This is a genomic window from Ochrobactrum sp. SFR4, assembly GCF_019730395.1.
In the GTDB taxonomy this organism is placed as follows: Bacteria; Pseudomonadota; Alphaproteobacteria; order Rhizobiales; family Rhizobiaceae; genus Pseudochrobactrum.
In genome coordinates this window covers 484,379-501,772 of sequence record NZ_JAAPBB010000001.1, presented here as the reverse complement: position 1 = coordinate 501,772, position 17,394 = coordinate 484,379, and the positions used below count along the sequence as shown (strand labels likewise).

Sequence of the window (17,394 nt, the reverse complement as noted above, 5' to 3'; positions counted from 1 at the left end):
TTGTTAAATTTTAGATATGCCTATGTAAATCCGGTTCCGCAGAAACAAATTCTGCGTTAGTTTGGTAAAACTTAACCGCTTCGGGGCGCATGCATGTCATTCTTAAATTCTCTGACTTTTATTCCGGACTGGCCGGTTCTGGTCCAGTTCGCTATTGCGACATTTATCCTGTCGATCACACCGGGCCCTGATATGACACTGTTTGTCGGACGAGCTTTATCTGAGGGGAAGGCGGCTGGTTTCGCCTGCCTTGCGGGCGCTTCCAGCGGCATCGTCATCCATACCACCATGGTGGCGATTGGTTTGTCTGCACTGATTATCGCATCACCGGGTGCTTTCTGGGTGCTGAAAGTTGTTGGTGCCGGATATCTGGTATGGCTGGCAATACAGGCGCTGCGCAAAGGTTCAGCTTTCTCGCCGGAAAAAAGCAGCGGTAAAAAACATACGATATTTCAGAACTGGGCAACGGGTTTAGGGATTAATTTGCTCAACCCGAAAATCATCCTGTTCAATATGACATTCCTGCCGCAATTCGTCTCGGCGCATGATCCGCATGCACCGGGGAAACTGTTTTTCCTCGGCCTGTCTTTCATTCCGCTCAGCCTGCCGGTGGTGGTGCCGATGATTTTGGCAGCCGATAAATTCGCTGGTCTTTTGAAGAAAAATCCGACGGTCACACGCTGGGTGGATTATGTTTTTGCGGGTGTTTTCTCAGTTTTTGCGCTGAAAATTCTGCTGGCAGAAGGCAAATAATTTATAAGATGTTTCCCAAAAGCGAACACCGGTTTTGGGGAAAGGACATGCGTGAAAAGAAAAAGGCAGAGCATTTCGAATGATTCAACTTAAATATAAAATGCTCTAAAGGAAAATTATTTGGTTTCCGGTGTCTCTTTGCCGGAAACCAGATTGCTCCAACGTCCGGCTACCAGCCAATAGGTAAAGCCGCCGATAATCCCTGCTGAAGCTACGCTCATCATCATCATGGCTTCGTCGGCATTTTTTACATCCGGCTGAAAGCCTGCCACGAAGAGAATAATACCGGCTGCCAAACCGCAGAGACTGTAAAACAGGCTGTCGCGTTTGTTGAAATATTCACCGATGGCAATAGCTGCAAGTGCAGGCCAGAAGGCGAGATAGCCGATGATCATGGCCATAAATGGTGTGGCCACAAACAGCCCGGCTCCGAAGCCATATTCAAAACCATCATTGATAATATCCGGCAGCATACCGATGGTGGATATCAGCATAATATTCAGAAAAAGGCCCGCAGCCAGAACAGCACAGCCATAGCCAAAAATAATGACTGTGAACCGGCCGATCAGTTGCAGGCTTTTATCCATATGATAATTGCTCTCAGTCTTCGCCGTGATTGGCAATCATCATAGCTTCAAAAGCAAGACGTTCGGTTTTGCGCATACGCTCGGATTCCGATTTCAGCTGACCGCAGGCTGCGAGAATATCACGACCACGCGGTGTGCGGATCGGTGAGGCATAGCCTGCTGCATTCACATAATCGGCAAAGCGTTCAATTTGCTCCCAGTCGGAGCACTGGTAGTTGGTGCCCGGCCACGGATTGAACGGAATGAGATTGATTTTCGCCGGAATGCCTTTGAGCAGCTGCACCAGTTTCTTGGCATCTTCCAGGCTGTCATTGACGTCTTTGAGCATCACATATTCAAAGGTGATACGCTTGGCATTCGACAGGCCCGGATAAGCGCGGCAGGCTTTAATCAGCTCTTCCAGCGGATATTTCTTATTGATCGGCACCAGCATGTCACGCAGATCATCACGCACAGCATGGAGCGAGATCGCCAGCATCACGCCGATTTCTTCACCGGTGCGGTAGATTTCCGGCACAACGCCGGAGGTTGACAGCGTGATACGGCGCTTGGACAGGGACAAACCATCGCCATCGGATGCGATGAGCAGTGCCTTTTTCACTTCTTCAAAATTGTAGAGCGGTTCGCCCATACCCATCATCACGATATTGGTGATCTTGCGCCCTTCAGCAGGCACAATCGCACCATCCGGTGTGTTGGCCTCTGGGAAATCACCAAGCCGGTCACGGGCGGTGAGAAGCTGCGAGAGGATTTCTTCAGCCGTCAGGTTGCGTACCAGTTTCTGGGTGCCGGTATGGCAGAAAGAACAAGTAAGGGTGCAGCCGACCTGAGAAGAAATGCACAGCGTGCCACGGCCTTCTTCCGGAATGTAAACACATTCGATCTCAACCGGACGACCGGCGCCACGCGGCGGAAAGCGGAACAGCCATTTGCGTGTGCCGTCGGTGGAGATTTGTTCTTCCACAACTTCCGGACGGGCAATTGTATAGTCTTTGGTCAGAGCCGCGCGTAGATCTTTGGAGATATTGGCCATATCGGCAAAATCCGAAACACCGCGCACATAGAGCCAATGCCAGATTTGCGCAACGCGCATTTTAACTTGCTTCGGGGCTATGCCGGCTTCCAGCAGAACCTCACCCAGTTCCTCACGGGAAAGCCCGATCAGTGTCGGCTTTGGTGCCAGCATTGCACGGGCATTGGCAGCCAGTGCATCACGGGTCTGAGGCGTGGTAAGGTCATAAGAAATAGACATCGGTTTTACTTAAGGCTCACAATTGCATAGCCGCATCAGAAGGACAAAAGCCCTGACTTGAAACTGATAGAACGGCACTGTTGCATGATTTAAAGGGGGCGTTTTTCGCATCGAGATCCGCAAAAATACCCTGAAGTGCGGCCTCATAGCATGGAAATGGCGCTGCGTCACGCTTTTATCAAGGATTATGATTTGCGACTTTTTGTATTCACTGCCGGGATGCAAAAAAGCCGGATATAAATCCGGCTTTTAAACTTTTCAGATTTTGCCGCTTTAGCGGTGTTTCTGACCAGACCGCTTAGCGGCATTTCTGGATAGCAGCGAGAGCTGCTGAAATGCCCTTCAGGGAGTAAGTATAGGTGGTTTTTGTGCCGCGTTTTGATGCAGCATTCACAACCATGTCTGAGCCGCCGCGCATGGCAGCAATCAGCTTAGGCTCTTCCGCAGCATTTTCCATCCAGCCGGACTTACCATTGGTGAACATGGTGAAGCGCGCGCTGCCGATGGTGACAGTTACTTTAGAATTGCCCTGCAATTCATAACCGGCCATAAATTGCGGCTCAAAGGATACATTCTGGCCCGGCTTCTGGCTGACGAGGAAGAAATTATCTCCGTGGTCTACAGATGCAGGCTGCTTCTGGGTCGGGACGGACAGGACATAACATACTTTACCGTTGCCCGACTGATAGCTGTATGCGCCCCAGGCGTTGAACTGGCTGATCTGGCTCGGCGACTGGGCAAGCGCACTGCCTGCCATAGCCATTGTGAACACAGAAGCCGCGACGATCGATTTTCCAAGCATAGGTCCTACCGGTTCTCTTTCGTTTTGCTTCAAACTCAAAATTCGGGAAACATGCTGTTTAAGGCACGTCCCGTTTGTTTGTCTTAATTTGACTTAATCTGGGTTACCAAACCGTGAAGTTTTAAGGCAAAGGAGTTGTTTTTCTGCAGAATATGCAGAAATTCTCACTCACTTGCCCTTATTTGTGACTTCAGCATCAGGAAAACGGCGATAGTTTGTTCTCAGGTTTTTTGATTCTGTATTCTTTGAAATCAGCGATTTGTACCGCCGGTGCAAGTGAGCAGAGATCAGTGCTCCTGCGGTTCCGTGTCAGGATTCTGACTTAAGGATTGTCGTGCGGCGGCATAATGCGCCGGTGTAATATGCCGGCGCACAGAGGCCAGCGCTGCCATTAAGACAGCCATATCGTCAGTGAAGCCGATGCCGACCAGAAGATCAGGTACAAAATCAAAAGGCAGCACAAAATAAGCAAGTGCAGCAAGCAAAGTTGCGCGCACACGGGCAGGTGTTTTCGTATCCAGTGCGCAATAATAGGATGCGACCAGTTCTTCCGTAAAAGGTATTTTGCCTGCGGTCTTTTTCAGAGTTTTCCAGAAATTTTTGCGCACACGTTGTGCACGGCTTTCCTGTTCGCGCTCTGAGCCCGGCTGCAAGATTTCACCTATTTTGACATCATCCATAGCAAATCCTCATCGGGAAAGAGATGGTGTGACCTGAGGGCCTTTACAAGATATGGGCGTTGCTGCGGCACCGGGAACGGATCATCCTGCATAATCATTGATGAGTTGTGCCATGCGCATATCCAGCGCTGTCAGGCCTTTGGCCGAATGGGTGGTGAGGGTAATTTCGACTTTATTATAAACATTTGACCACTCCGGATGGTGGTCGAGTTTTTCTGCAGCCATGGCAATACGGGTCATAAAGGCAAAAGCTGCATTGAAGTCGCGGAATTTGAAACTTTTACGGATTGAGCCGTGATCTTCCGATAATTCCCAGCCGGACAGGCCGGGCATGGTTGTTGAAATTTCTTCACGGGTGAGGGGTGTTCGGGACATGGCAAGCTCCTGATACGGCCAGAAACAGGGATATTAGAACGGGGATATTAGCATGAAACCGGATTAAATTATCGTAACTTGTTTTTTGTACAGTTTCGGTTCATTTCACATTTTATATTGATGCAGTATCAGAGCGAATTCTGAGCGGGTGCCATCATTGATTCAATGATTGCGCAGGCTGAAACACGCCCGCATCCGTTGCCTAGAGCATAATTCCTTAAACTTGGATCAGTTTAAGGTAAAATTATGCTCTAATTTTAAAGTGTTAGGGCGGCCTTTGTGTGCCAAGTCTGGCACACGGCGCTCTATGTGTTTTATGACCTGAATGTCGGGGGGATGTATGTCGCAGCCATTTTCAATACTCTTTATCTGTCTTGGTAATATCTGCCGTTCTCCTCTGGCTGAAGGTATTATGCGCAGTGTTTTACAAGAACGGTTTCCGCAGCGGGAGTTTCTGATCGATTCCGCCGGCACCAATGGCTATCATACCGGTGAGGCTCCGGATGGGCGCTCTGTTGCTGTTGCGGCAAGAAACGGAATCGATATTTCCGCGCAACGTTGTCGCCAGCTTGGGGCTGCGGATTTCAACCGCTTTGACCTGATTTTGGGCATGGATCAGAACAATCTGATGACAATCAACCGTCTTGCACCAGCGGGCAGCACTGCGGTGACAGGATTGTTCACTGCAGTGGCACGGGACGGCTTTGAGGGTAATAATGCTGATCACGGAGAGGAAATCCCTGATCCGTATTATGGTGGTGCTGCTGATTTCGAGCGGGTTTACCTGATGGTTCGGGAGGCAGCGGAGGCGCTAGCCGACAGACTGGCCTGAGGCGTTAGCCGACAGACTAGGATAATGAGGCGCTAGCTGACAGGCTGGGATAATGAGGCGCTAGCCGATAGGTTATACTGCGGTGCCGGCCAACAGACGACTTAATTAGGAAGCGGCAGATAACTCTGCCGCTTTTTTGTTTGTTAGGCGCTGCAGATTACTCTGCTGCACTTTGTCTATTATGGTGCCGCAACTTACTCTGCGGCACCGGCACGAAACTGATAATACAGAGGCGATGCTCCGTCTTCAAAGCCTGTATTGAATGAGGGGTTGCGCAGCGGCCATACTTCTTCCGTCACATAAGGTCCGCCACCGGTGGATTCCTTGGAGGACATCAGCACAAAACGGGTGACGTTGAACGGTAGCGTAGTGAAATTACCGCGCTCCGAGAGATAGCGGGCAATCTGCATATCCGGCAGACCTTTGAGCCGTGCCAGTGTGACATGCGGGGTGAATTTGCGCGGGTCAGGCGGCAGCCGCAATCTCTGGCAGATCCGCTCCATTTCTGCCTGCAAAGCCAGCAGTTCGGGAGACGGCGCAACACCGGCATAAATACTATGCGGTTTTTTGGTGCCGAACGCATCGACGCCGGTCAGCTGCAGCGTAAAGCCGGGCCGGTCAATCCGGTCAAGCGCGTGAACGATCTCATCGGCCACATGACCTTCGACATCGCCGATAAACCGTAATGTGATGTGATAATTTTCCGGATCAATCCAGCGGACAGAACCTTTGGGTCCGATAAGCCCGCCACGCAAAAGTGAGAGTGACAGGGCAGCATCCCGGGAGATTTCAAGGGCAGTGAAAAGGCGCGGCATAGCATCCTCCTCAATGGGATATGGTCTCAAATATGGTTCTTTCCAAACCAGCACCATTGACTTGCGGTCTGATCTGGAGCGGCTCTTCAACCTGCGAACGAAGCAGCCTGTAAAGCCTTAACTGATAGCGAACCACTGATCTGCTCATTGCACAAGTGCTTTATGAGATAAGCCCCAAAACTTTGTTTGTTCGTGTTAAGTTTTGCCGCTTTTTACCAGATCATGTGTTTCTGATTGAATAACTATCATACAGATTGTGTCAGGAAGATGAATCCCGTTTGTTGATAATCTTCCCGCACGATCAGTTCAGATCAATTGATTCCCGATCCAGCATGGCCTTCACATCCGGCAGAATATTGGCAACCATGACCTTCACACCTTGCGGATTCGGATGCATTCCATCTTCCAGCAGCAGTTTTTTGTCAGCTGCCACACCATCAAGAAAGAACGGGTAAAGCCTGACCTGATATTTATCCGCCAGCTTCTGATAAAGCGGATTAAATTTAGCGGCATAATCGGCACCCATATTCGGCGGCGCAATCATACCGGCGAGCAGCACCGGAATACCGCGTTCCTTTAAGCGCGCCAGCATTTGGTCGAGATTTTTCTCGGTCAGCTCAGGGGAAATGCCGCGCAGGGCATCATTCGCACCAAGTTCCAGAATAACCAGTTGCGTTTCATCCGGTACAGACCAGTCGAGACGTGCCAGACCGCCGCTGGTGGTGTCGCCGGAAACACCGGCATTGGCAACTGCGATTTTATAACCGGCTTCACTGAGTGCTGTCTGCAATTGGGCGGTAAAGCCGTCCGTCTGAGCCAGCTGATAGCCGGCCATCAGGCTGTCGCCGAAGCCAACGATCTGCACCGTATCTGCAGCACCTTCCTGTGCCTTTGCGGGTAATGAGACAGCCAAAGAAAGACCCAGCAGCAAAGCCATGCCTGTAAGATGTATGAACCGCAATGCCATTGGTTTTTGATCCTGTCTGAACTTTCTTATTTGCATATGGCGAATATTCTGTGGCTTGCAAGAGCCAAATTGACGATGACTGAAGACAGTATTTCACGTCCTGCCCTGTACATTCACACTCTTTGACCCCAAATAGACAACATTATGCCTTTCCGGAGCATTTCACAGTCAGGTTGTATCAACTGACGGCCGTGATAATGCGACCACTAAAGAAACCAGAGCGAGTGCTGTGATCCAATCTGAACGTAAACCGCTCTAGCCTCCGCCATTTATCAGGGAAATGACGTGACCATGCAGCCTTTACAATCCGGTATTACGCTTGAGAATATTGATCTCACACTGGGCAGCAATGCCGCTCGCGTTCATGTGCTCAATGATATTTCCCTGAAAATACAAAGCGGTGAATCTGTTGGTATTGTCGGCCCGTCCGGCTCCGGTAAGTCTACCTTGCTGATGGTGCTGGCAGGGCTCGAAAAGGTCGATAGTGGTCAGGTGCTTATCAGCGGCGAACGGATCGACCGGATGAGTGAAGATCAGGCCGCAGCTTTCCGTGGCCGTAATATCGGTATTGTTTTTCAGTCCTTTCACTTGATCCCCAATATGACAGCACTGGAAAATGTGGCGGTACCGCTGGAACTTGCAGGGCGTGATGATGCATTTGCCGTTGCCGAACAGGCTTTAAAATCTGTTGGTCTTGGCCATCGCCTGTCACATTATCCGGCGGCACTTTCCGGTGGTGAGCAGCAGCGTGTGGCGATTGCCCGTGCCTTGGCACCGCGGCCAGCTATTCTGATTGCCGACGAGCCGACCGGAAATCTTGACAGTGAAACCGGCAACCAGATTGCCGATCTGCTTTTCTCTAAACAAGAGGAATACGGGCTGACAATGGTGCTGGTGACCCATGACCCGTCATTGGCTGCCCGTTGCGGACGGGAAATTCAGGTGCGCTCCGGTCGCATTCATTCTGATCCCATATCTGGCAAGAGCAATGCGCGTGAAGAGGCTGTTCAGGCGGAAGCTGCGCAATGACGGCGTACATGACAGGGATGACAAGTCAAACTGCAACGAAACCGTCTTTCGCGCTGGCATTGCGTTTTGCTTTGCGCGAAATGCGCGGTGGTTTAACCGGCTTTTATATTTTTCTCGGCTGTATTGCGCTTGGTGTCGCGGCAATTGGCGGCGTCAATTCCGTTGCCCGTTCTATTGCCGATGGTCTGGCGGTTGAAGGACAGGCTATTCTCGGCGGTGATGTCAGCTTTATGCTCAATCAGCGTGAGGTGACGGAGCAGGAACGACAATTTCTGAACGCGCAAGGCACGGTATCTGAAAATATCACCATGCGTTCAATGGTGCGCATGACAGATGGTTCCGATCAGGCGCTGGTCGAGGTGAAAGCCGTGGATAGCGCCTATCCGCTCTATGGCACATTGAAGCTGGCACCGGATCTGGTGGCTTCAGACCGTTTTGCATTGCAAGACGGCGCCTATGGCGCGGCTGTGCCGCAGCTTTTGCTGGATCGTCTGGGCTTGACGCTCGGTGACCAGATTATGCTTGGTTCGGCAAAATTCACTTTACGGGCGATGATCGAGAGCGAACCGGATATGCTGGGTTCCGGTATGGCTTTGGCACCGCGTTTTTTGACATCTGATGAGGCTCTGCGGGCGTCCGGTCTTATTCAGCCGGGTAGTCTGGTCAACTATATTTATAAAATCGCCTTGCCGGATACGACGCAGGCGGGGGCACGGGATACACGTCTGACAGCACTGGAAGCGGCGGCAGAGAAAAACTTCCCTGAAGCAGGCTGGAATATCCGCAACCGTAATAATGCGGCACCGGCTTTATCTGCTAATATTGAGCGGTTCTCGCAATTTCTCACCCTTGTCGGCCTCACATCGCTGATTATCGGCGGTGTCGGTGTTGCCAATGCAGTGCGCAGTTTTCTCGACGGCAAACGGCCTGTTATTGCGACCTTTAAATCGCTCGGCGCATCGGCTGATTTTGTGGTGCTGATTTATCTGTTTCAGATCGTGGCTATTGCGCTGATCGGAATTGTCATTGGACTGGTGCTGTCACTGGGGCTAAGCGCCGCTGCGATCTATGGCCTGTCATCCTATCTGCCGGTCAGCGGCGGGCTGAAGCTCTATCCGCAAGCGTTGCTACTGGCGACTGCTTTTGGATTGATTACCACGCTGATCTTTGCCCTTCTGCCTTTGGGGCGGGCACGGACAATTCCGGCAACGGCTTTGTTCCGCCAAAAAGGTTTTGACCAAAGCGGCTGGCCGCCACTGCTCTACATGCTGACTGCAGGACTTCTGCTGCTGATATTGATCGGGCTGGTGTTGTTTTTTGTTGAAGATCAGCGCATTGCCGGTGTGTTTATCGTGGGAGCAGTTGCTGCATTTATTATTTTGCGCGGTGTTTCCTACGGGTTGCGGATGCTGGCGCGTAATGCCCCGCGGTTTAAGTCTCCGGCTTTGCGGCTGGCAGTCGGTAATATTCACCGTCCGGGTGCGTTGACGCCTTCTGTTGTGCTTTCGCTCGGTCTTGGCCTGACTTTGGTTGTGGCACTGGCTCTGGTTGACGGTAATCTGCGTCGTCAGATCACCCAGAGCCTGCCTGCCCATGCGCCTAACTTCTTCTTTGTTGATATTCAGAATACGGAAATCGATGGCTTCCGCGATTTGTTGGCGAAAACAGCACCGGAAGGCAAAGTCGTCAGTGCAGCGATGTTACGCGGACGCATAGTGGCGTTAAACGGCACTGATGTTGATAAGGTAACTGTGCCGCCGCAGGGTGCATGGGTGCTGCGCGGAGATCGCGGTATTACCTATGCGAAAAATCTGCCGGAAAATTCCACAATGACACAAGGTGAGTGGTGGCCTGCAGATTATAGTGGTGAGCCGCTGGTGTCTTTTGCGGCCAAAGAAGCGGAAGAACTCGGGCTTAAAATCGGTGATACCGTGACAGTCAATGTGCTTGGCCGGAATATTACCGCGAAGATTGCCAATTTCCGTCAGGTACAGTGGGAAACACTGGCGATCAATTTCGTCATGGTATTCTCGCCAAATACATTTGCCGGCGCGCCGCATTCATGGCTGGCGACACTGACTGATGCCAATGCGGCACCGGAGCAGGAAGCCAATGTGTTGCGCACGGTAACGCAGACTTTCCCTGCGGTCACATCTGTGCGGGTTAAAGATGCGATTGAAGTGGCCAATGACCTGATCAGCCAGTTGGCTGTGGCTATACGATGGGCTGCATCGGTTGGCTTGCTGGCGGCAATTTTGGTGCTGGCCGGAGCTTTGGCAGCGGGTAACCGTGCCAGACAGCATGATGCGGTGGTGCTGAAAACATTGGGTGCCACACGTCTCACGCTGATCCGTGCTTTTGTCTATGAATATGCGTTGCTTGGATTGGCAACGGCCGTTTTTGCCCTTGGTGCAGGCGGTCTGGCTGCATGGTTTGTCGTTGTGAAGCTGATGAATTTACAGATGCGGATGCTGCCGGACGTAGCATTTTTCACAGTGCTGACGGCGCTGGTTCTGACTGTCGGCTTTGGCCTTGCCGGTACATGGCGGGTGCTTGGGCAGAAGGCAGGGAGTGTTTTACGGGAATTATAAAGGCTGAAAAATACTGTTTTTTCGCTCCGGGAGAAACAGGACGGAGCGTAAAAGATTCTAAAAACATAGCTTTTTTACTGGTATGAGGTTGTTTGGTCTTGTTTTGAACATGCAAAATAACCATTATATCAGGCAGGCATGCTGGGGTTCCGCCAGCGGCGCCTGGGGAGCGCCCCCGACACCGGACGGAACAAGGCAAGAGGAATATTATGGTAGATTTTCGTAATGTACAGGCGCAGAGCCCGGTCGGGGCGCGCGCAGACGCAGCCGTCGATCAGGGACTGCGCTCATACATGCTTGGCGTTTATAATATGATGGCGATTGGTCTAGCCGTAACCGGTCTGGCCGCACTCGGCACATCCTATCTCGCCATGAACAATCCGGCCTTCGCACAACTTATGTATGGCAGCCCGCTGAAATGGGTCGTAATGCTTGCTCCATTGGCTGCCGTCTTTTTCCTGAGCTTCCGCATTGAGCGCATGAGCGTTGCAACCGCGCAGCTGACATTCTGGGTTTATGCCGGTTTGGTTGGTCTGTCGCTGTCTTCGATCTTCCTCGTCTTCACCGGCGAGAGCATCGTGCGCACGTTCTTCATTACCGCAGCCTCTTTTGGTGCCCTGTCGCTTTACGGCTACACCACCAAACGCGACCTGTCGGCAATGGGCTCGTTCCTGATGATGGGTCTGTTCGGCCTTATCATTGCTTCCGTGGTTAACATCTTCCTCGGCTCCACTGCTCTGCAGTTTGCAGTATCGGTTCTTGGTGTTCTGATCTTTGCCGGTCTGACCGCCTATGACACCCAGCAGATCAAGGAAATGTATTACGAAGGTGATGCATCGGATGCGATGGGTCGTAAGATTGTAATGGGCGCACTGCGTCTTTACCTCGACTTCATCAACATGTTCATGTTCCTGCTCAACTTCCTGGGCAATCGTGAATAATGCTGAAGTTTTTCAGGTTTTGAAATCAGAAAGGGCAGCCGTAAGGCTGCCCTTTTTCGTTGTTGTTTTACCAGCGTATTTTAAATCCGAGATTGCCGGAGAGACTGTAATTGTCACTCATCTTCTTCGTGGCGCCGCTGGTTTCAACTGTCCCGAAGACAGCATATTTGCCGTCATTCCAGCTATAAGTCGATCCCAGCGTTAATTGCAGCTGTGTACGTGCTTGTCCGCCGGTATAGAAAGGTGTGCCGGAGACGAGGATGAGATTGGAGTTTCCTGTGAAGTTCTGTTGCACACCAACCATGCCGTAAATATCCAGTTTTCGCGTAAAACCAGCAGCATCCTGCCATGCATTTTCATAGTTCGTTGCCAGACCAAGGCGACCCAATACATCATTTTCATTGGAATGATGGACTCTGGCATCGTAGAAATCCGTATAATCCTTCAGGTTCAGGCCGGAATAGGTCAGTTGCGCCTGAGGCGTGAATGACCAGAAATCATTATACTGGATACGTTTTCCGACTTCGATGCCAAAACCGTAACCGGTATTATTATGATCGGAGACATGGTTTTTCCGCGTCAGGTCAGAATACAGGTCGGTTTTGTACCAGCTGACTTGTGTCTGGGCATCGACATAAAAACCATTGTCGCCATACCATGTCAGGGCGCCGCCAAAACCATAGGCTTGCGTGTTGATATCGCCATCACCATAGCGCGAATAGCTTCTGCTTTTGGCGTCAATATAATGCACCCAGCCGCTTCCGATCAGACGGCCGGTCTCGGTTTCACGCAATTGGCTGTCGAGACCCGCTTGTACCAGCCAGTAATTCTGGCGGTATTTGCTGGCAATCGTTGATGATTGCGAGCTGTAATTTTCCTGACCGGCCTCCGTGCGTATCCAGAATAACCCTGTATCTGTTACTACTGTACCGGCTTCAGGTGGCTGATAACCAAGACCCGGACCATCGCCTTGGGCAATATGATAGGTTCCTGCACCGCTCCAGTAGCGGTTTCCGGCGCGGGTATAGAGCGATGACATCAATGTCTGATTGATGCTTCGCATGCTTTCAACATTGTTGTTGTAAAGCGGCACGCCCGGTTGATAGCGCGGATCAGGATTTGGACCCGGAGGTGCTGGTGGTATAGGAGGCGTCGGAGGCACAGGCGGGCCTGGGGGAACTGGTGGCCCCGGGGGTACAGGTGGGCCCGGTGGAACAGGTGGGCCTGGAGGAGCTGGTGGTCCCGGAGGTACAGGCGGTCCTGGCGGTACAGGGGGACCGGGAGGAGAGACTATTGAACTGCGTAAATACCAATTGCCGTCATTGGCAGAAGGTTGCCCTTTATGTAAAGTGTAGCCATAGGCACCGGCGATGATTGCGGGTTCATTATTATCAGCTGTTAAGTAATCTTTATTAGCAAGATGCATAGAAGCATTTGATGCTCCTTGAACAGTGATGATTTTGATCCCGTTGACAGTAGCCCCTCCCATACCATTTCTGTTTCTGATAAGAATTTGAGAAGAGCCGGTGGTATTTCCTATAATATCTAATGCGTCTGTTATAGAATCATCATGGCCGAGTTGAGTGTCAATAGTTATATTACTGTTGTTATCTCCGGTATAATTTCCATTGATTTGAGCCGTGTAAAAACTATTGTTATCACCAGGCGACAAATTTCCCTTGTTGATGAATGTTTTTGTATTAAAAAATCCGGATATTGTTGAATTTTGATTTAAATTTATTGTCGCATCAACTGAAATAGGGGCGTTTATATCTCCGAGTTTTACGTCGGCACCATTGTTAATATTAATATTTCCATTTCCGGTAATATTCGCCTTGAACTGAATTTCAGAATTAATGCTGTTGAAATTTATAGAACCGTTTCCTGAGCCAAACGAAATTTCATCAGCAACAATAATTCCTCCCGCTTGTGAATTACTTCCTATATTGATGGTGCCGGTAGATCCTGCTTTTTGCGCTAAGATTATTTTTTTGTTTGTACCCAATGTGGCATTGTCGATTATGTTGATTGTTGCCGTACCTTCGTCAGCGATGATGATGTTATCGTTGGACAGGATGGCGCTTTCAGTGCCTGATATTGTAATCTCAGCGGTAGCTTCACCTTTCTCAGCCATTTTTAACGAGTCTACAAGAAGCTTTGCTCCACCAGAAATATTTGCAATTGTTACTCCGCGATAAGAAAATAAAGCATTCCCAACGCTAACCTCAGAGTTTTTATCTTTGATTGAAAATGTCGTTTGGCTGTTGGCATCCTGAGAGAGAGTGAACTCCTTACCTGCAAGCTGTAAAACTTTACCTTCTGAGCTGATGTCAATATTAGCAATCCCGGCTTGTACCCCGGTGACAAAGCCGCCTGTATTGGTATCACCAAACTCAAACTTCCCTTTATTTTTGATTGTTAAAGATGCGATACTCTTGGCATTTGAGAAAGTTGCGGATGTATTAATGTGTAAATTTCCGCCATCAATTATTAATTGAGGATCAGCGTCGATTGTATTTGCGCCGAAGTTAAGTTCATTGATGACAGCATTATCTTTGATTGTTGCTATATTGTCGCTTTTTCTTGCAATACTTACAGAGTCATTTGCTCCCGGAGTAATGGCTGCAGACCAGTTTTTGGGATTAGCCCAGTTCTCATCTTCTGCACCTATCCATGTATATTCATCAGCATGTAAAATATTGGTTTGAGAGTATAATATTGTCGTAGATAATATTAAAGCATAATATTTATTTGATTTAAGAACCATGATTATCTCCTTGGTTCTTAATTGATATTATTAATCATTACTTAAATCAGCTGTCAGATTTATCAACAATTTAAGTTTTTCGATAATTTAAACATGTTTATCATATGAGTTGTTATTTCATAAAAAAACTCCGGTGAACGAGTTCACCGGAGTTTTTTATAATTTGCCTGTATGTAGAGCTATTCAGCTCGTATGTTTCAGGCTTTGGCCAGATCACGCAGAACGGTCTGCAGAATGCCGCCGTTCTTCATGTAATCCAGTTCATCCAGCGTATCGATACGGCAGATCAGAGGTACCTGCTTCACGGAACCGTCAGCGAAAGTGATAGTTGCATTGGTCTTCTGGCGAGGACGAATGTCTGCCAGACCTTCAATGGTAACCACTTCGTCGCCCTTCAGGCCGAGGGACTGCCAGCTTGTGCCTTCTTCAAACACAAATGGTACAATGCCCATGCCCACGAGGTTGGAACGGTGAATACGCTCGAAAGACTGCGAGATCACAGCTTTAACGCCGAGCAGGTTGGTACCCTTAGCAGCCCAGTCACGGGACGAACCGTTACCATATTCAACACCGGCAAACACAACCAGTGGAACGCCCTCTGCCTTATACTGCATTGCTGCATCATAGATCGAGGTTTCTTCCTTGCTTGGGTAGTGAATGGTGTAACCGCCTTCGCGACCATTTTCACCGAGCATGTGGTTGCGGATACGGATATTCGCAAAAGTACCGCGCATCATGACTTCGTGGTTACCACGACGTGTACCGTACTGGTTGAAGTCTGCTACGGCGACGCCGTTATCGAGAAGATACTTACCGGCAGGGGACTGTGCCTTGATTGAACCGGCTGGCGAAATGTGGTCAGTGGTGATCTTGTCGCCGAACAGGCCGAGCACGCGAGCGCCCTTGATGTCGGAGATTTCGCCGGCTGATTTGCCCATGCCTACGAAATATGGCGGGTTCTGCACATAGGTTGAGTTATCGTCCCATGCATAGGTCTGACCGGCTGGTACCTGAACGGCCTGCCAGTTTTCGTCGCCCTTGAACACATCGGCATATTTTTCCGAGAAGATCTTGCGCGTTACATTCTTGGCAATGAATTCCTGAATTTCAGCCGATGAAGGCCAGATATCACGCAGGAATACAGGGTTGCCGTCTTTGTCTTCACCAATTGGTTCTTTAGTCAGATCCTTGGTGACTGTACCGGCCAGAGCGTGAGCAACAACCAGTGGCGGGGATGCCAGATAGTTGGCCTGAACGTCAGGCGATACGCGGCCTTCAAAGTTACGGTTACCGGAAAGAACAGCAGCGCCGATCAGACCTTTTTCATTGATGGTCTTGGAAATAGGCGCAGGCAGCGGACCGGAGTTACCGATACAGGTGGTGCAGCCGAAGCCGACCAGATTGAAGCCCAGTGCGTCGAGATCTTTCTGCAGACCTGCATTTTCCAGATAGGCAGCAACAACCTGGCTACCAGGAGCCAGCGATGTTTTAACCCAAGGCTTGGTTTTCAGGCCTTTGGCAACAGCATTACGGGCAAGCAGACCGGCAGCAATCAGCACGCTCGGGTTCGAGGTGTTGGTGCAGGAAGTGATCGCAGCGATCACAACATCGCCGTGGCCGAGATCGAAATCTTCGCCTTCAACAGCATAACGTGCGGTCTGACCGGTTGTTTTCTTATATTCTGTTTCCAGAGAAGTCGCGAAACCGGAAGCAATACCTTCCAGAGCAATGCGGCCTTCAGGACGCTTCGGACCAGCCATGGACGGCACAACGTCAGCCATATCCAGCTCAAGAATGTCTGTGAAGACAGGGTCTGTGCTGTCAGCTTCACGCCACATGCCCTGTGCACGGGAATAGGCTTCAACCAGAGCCATGCGATGTTCGTCGCGGCCGGTTGTGTTCATGTAGTTGAGGGTTTCTTTGTCGATAGGGAAGAAACCACAGGTCGCACCATATTCAGGGCCCATATTGGCAATGGTTGCGCGGTCTGCAAGGGTCATATTGTCGAGACCCGGACCGAAGAACTCAACGAATTTACCAACAACGCCTTTTTTACGCAGCATCTGGGTAACGGTGAGCACGAGGTCAGTCGCGGTGACGCCTTCTTTGACTTTGCCGGTCAGTTTGAAACCGATAACTTCCGGCAGCAGCATGGAAACCGGCTGGCCGAGCATCGAAGCTTCCGCTTCAATACCACCAACACCCCAGCCAAGAACGCCAAGGCCGTTGACCATGGTTGTGTGGCTGTCTGTACCAACGCAGGTGTCAGGATAAGCAACGGTTTCGCCGTTTTCTTCTTTGGTCCATACGGCCTGTGCCAGATATTCAAGGTTAACCTGATGGCAGATACCTGTGCCCGGAGGAACAACGCGGAAGTTCTGGAATGCCTGCTGACCCCATTTCAGGAAGCGGTAACGCTCGGCATTGCGCTGATATTCGAGATCAACGTTGTTTTTGAATGCCTGCGGGTTGCCGAATTCGTCAACGATCACGGAGTGGTCGATCACGAGGTCAACCGGTACCAGCGGGTTGATTTTTTCTGCATCGCCGCCGAGTGCCACCATGGCATCGCGCATAGCTGCGAGGTCAACAACGGCAGGAACGCCGGTAAAGTCCTGCATCAGCACGCGGGCAGGGCGATAGGCAATTTCCGCACCGGCTGAACCGCGGTCAACGAGCCATTTGGCGATATTCTCGATATCCGCTTTCTTGACGCTGCGGTCATCTTCGAAGCGCAGAAGGTTTTCAAGCAGAACCTTCATGGAGAATGGGAGTTTGGATACGCCTTCAAGACCGTTTTTTTCAGCTTCGGTCAGGCTGTAATAAACATAGTCTTTGCCGTCGACGGTAAGCGTCTTACGGCATTTGAAACTATCGATGTGAGACACGATGTTCGTCCTTCATGCTTACTGGCCGGAAAACCAGGACGAACGCCTCTGCTGCGTTTCAAGGACGCGCTTAGGTGCGGGTGCAGTCATTTCCGCTGTCCGTCCCGAGGCCTGT

Annotated in this window: 14 protein-coding genes; 5 read left to right on the top strand and 9 right to left on the bottom strand. The window is 50.5% G+C overall.

Annotation, left to right across the window (positions count from 1 at the left end):
* Positions 1 to 93: 93 nt before the first annotated feature.
* Positions 94 to 753, top strand: coding sequence for a LysE family translocator (locus HBA93_RS02095; RefSeq protein WP_075654033.1), 660 nt, complete (start codon positions 94 to 96; stop codon positions 751 to 753).
* 116 nt (positions 754 to 869) lie between these two features.
* Here the strand turns inward: HBA93_RS02095 and HBA93_RS02090 are convergent, their stop codons facing one another.
* From HBA93_RS02090 to HBA93_RS02070, 5 genes are all read right to left on the bottom strand, one after another.
* Complete coding sequence (locus HBA93_RS02090) at positions 870 to 1,340, bottom strand: hypothetical protein (RefSeq protein WP_221722155.1); 471 nt, start codon at positions 1,338 to 1,340, stop codon at positions 870 to 872.
* Between the two features lie 13 nt (positions 1,341 to 1,353).
* Positions 1,354 to 2,592: a dual-specificity RNA methyltransferase RlmN gene (gene rlmN / locus HBA93_RS02085; protein ID WP_113943623.1), complete on the bottom strand. Its 1,239-nt coding sequence runs from the start codon at positions 2,590 to 2,592 to the stop codon at positions 1,354 to 1,356.
* A gap of 298 nt (positions 2,593 to 2,890) precedes the next feature.
* Positions 2,891 to 3,394: an invasion associated locus B family protein gene (locus HBA93_RS02080; RefSeq protein ID WP_121992023.1), complete on the bottom strand. Its 504-nt coding sequence runs from the start codon at positions 3,392 to 3,394 to the stop codon at positions 2,891 to 2,893.
* Between the two features lie 287 nt (positions 3,395 to 3,681).
* The gene (locus tag HBA93_RS02075; protein WP_121992022.1) at positions 3,682 to 4,074 is read right to left on the bottom strand and encodes a YkvA family protein; all 393 of its coding nucleotides are present in this window, start codon (positions 4,072 to 4,074) and stop codon (positions 3,682 to 3,684) included.
* Positions 4,075 to 4,155: 81 nt separating this feature from the next.
* Entirely contained in the window at positions 4,156 to 4,449 is a 294-nt protein-coding gene (locus tag HBA93_RS02070) for a 4a-hydroxytetrahydrobiopterin dehydratase (RefSeq protein ID WP_121992021.1), read from the bottom strand.
* Positions 4,450 to 4,789: 340 nt separating this feature from the next.
* On the opposite strand from HBA93_RS02070, the gene HBA93_RS02065 reads away from it, so the two are divergent.
* The gene (locus HBA93_RS02065) at positions 4,790 to 5,281 is read left to right on the top strand and encodes a low molecular weight protein-tyrosine-phosphatase (protein WP_221722154.1); all 492 of its coding nucleotides are present in this window, start codon (positions 4,790 to 4,792) and stop codon (positions 5,279 to 5,281) included.
* A gap of 194 nt (positions 5,282 to 5,475) precedes the next feature.
* Here the strand turns inward: HBA93_RS02065 and thpR are convergent, their stop codons facing one another.
* Both thpR and HBA93_RS02055 read right to left on the bottom strand, forming a co-directional pair.
* A complete protein-coding gene (gene thpR, locus HBA93_RS02060) occupies positions 5,476 to 6,096 on the bottom strand; it encodes an RNA 2',3'-cyclic phosphodiesterase (RefSeq protein WP_221722153.1) in 621 nt (206 codons plus the stop codon).
* A gap of 301 nt (positions 6,097 to 6,397) precedes the next feature.
* Positions 6,398 to 7,063, bottom strand: coding sequence for an arylesterase (locus tag HBA93_RS02055; RefSeq protein WP_221722152.1), 666 nt, complete (start codon positions 7,061 to 7,063; stop codon positions 6,398 to 6,400).
* Positions 7,064 to 7,354: 291 nt separating this feature from the next.
* On the opposite strand from HBA93_RS02055, the gene HBA93_RS02050 reads away from it, so the two are divergent.
* The 3 genes from HBA93_RS02050 (at position 7,355) to HBA93_RS02040 (ending at position 11,624) form a co-directional block, all read left to right on the top strand.
* Positions 7,355 to 8,092 carry an ABC transporter ATP-binding protein gene (locus HBA93_RS02050; RefSeq protein ID WP_221722198.1) on the top strand — a complete coding sequence of 246 codons (738 nt, stop codon included), beginning with the start codon at positions 7,355 to 7,357 and terminating at the stop codon, positions 8,090 to 8,092.
* 17 nt (positions 8,093 to 8,109) lie between these two features.
* Positions 8,110 to 10,683, top strand: coding sequence for an ABC transporter permease (locus HBA93_RS02045; RefSeq protein WP_221722151.1), 2,574 nt, complete (start codon positions 8,110 to 8,112; stop codon positions 10,681 to 10,683).
* 209 nt (positions 10,684 to 10,892) lie between these two features.
* On the top strand, positions 10,893 to 11,624 hold the full coding sequence (locus tag HBA93_RS02040; protein ID WP_121992015.1) for a Bax inhibitor-1/YccA family protein: 732 nt from the start codon (positions 10,893 to 10,895) through the stop codon (positions 11,622 to 11,624).
* A gap of 67 nt (positions 11,625 to 11,691) precedes the next feature.
* Here the strand turns inward: HBA93_RS02040 and HBA93_RS02035 are convergent, their stop codons facing one another.
* Positions 11,692 to 14,391: an autotransporter family protein gene (locus HBA93_RS02035; protein ID WP_221722150.1), complete on the bottom strand. Its 2,700-nt coding sequence runs from the start codon at positions 14,389 to 14,391 to the stop codon at positions 11,692 to 11,694.
* A 197-nt stretch (positions 14,392 to 14,588) separates the two neighbouring features.
* Positions 14,589 to 17,279, bottom strand: a complete 2,691-nt coding sequence (acnA, locus tag HBA93_RS02030) for an aconitate hydratase AcnA (protein WP_502910004.1) — start codon at positions 17,277 to 17,279, stop codon at positions 14,589 to 14,591.
* Positions 17,280 to 17,394: the final 115 nt, after the last annotated feature.

Bases quoted from the DNA above. Each gene is read 5' to 3' on its own strand.
- HBA93_RS02095 (WP_075654033.1), top strand. From the start codon at position 94: ATGTCATTCTTAAATTCTCTGACTTTTATTCCGGACTGGCCGGTTCTG.
- HBA93_RS02090 (WP_221722155.1), bottom strand. From the start codon at position 1,340: ATGGATAAAAGCCTGCAACTGATCGGCCGGTTCACAGTCATTATTTTT.
- rlmN (WP_113943623.1), bottom strand. From the start codon at position 2,592: ATGTCTATTTCTTATGACCTTACCACGCCTCAGACCCGTGATGCACTG.
- HBA93_RS02080 (WP_121992023.1), bottom strand. From the start codon at position 3,394: ATGCTTGGAAAATCGATCGTCGCGGCTTCTGTGTTCACAATGGCTATG.
- HBA93_RS02075 (WP_121992022.1), bottom strand. From the start codon at position 4,074: ATGGATGATGTCAAAATAGGTGAAATCTTGCAGCCGGGCTCAGAGCGC.
- HBA93_RS02070 (WP_121992021.1), bottom strand. From the start codon at position 4,449: ATGTCCCGAACACCCCTCACCCGTGAAGAAATTTCAACAACCATGCCC.
- HBA93_RS02065 (WP_221722154.1), top strand. From the start codon at position 4,790: ATGTCGCAGCCATTTTCAATACTCTTTATCTGTCTTGGTAATATCTGC.
- thpR (WP_221722153.1), bottom strand. From the start codon at position 6,096: ATGCCGCGCCTTTTCACTGCCCTTGAAATCTCCCGGGATGCTGCCCTG.
- HBA93_RS02055 (WP_221722152.1), bottom strand. From the start codon at position 7,063: ATGGCATTGCGGTTCATACATCTTACAGGCATGGCTTTGCTGCTGGGT.
- HBA93_RS02050 (WP_221722198.1), top strand. From the start codon at position 7,355: ATGCAGCCTTTACAATCCGGTATTACGCTTGAGAATATTGATCTCACA.
- HBA93_RS02045 (WP_221722151.1), top strand. From the start codon at position 8,110: ATGACAAGTCAAACTGCAACGAAACCGTCTTTCGCGCTGGCATTGCGT.
- HBA93_RS02040 (WP_121992015.1), top strand. From the start codon at position 10,893: ATGGTAGATTTTCGTAATGTACAGGCGCAGAGCCCGGTCGGGGCGCGC.
- HBA93_RS02035 (WP_221722150.1), bottom strand. From the start codon at position 14,391: ATGGTTCTTAAATCAAATAAATATTATGCTTTAATATTATCTACGACA.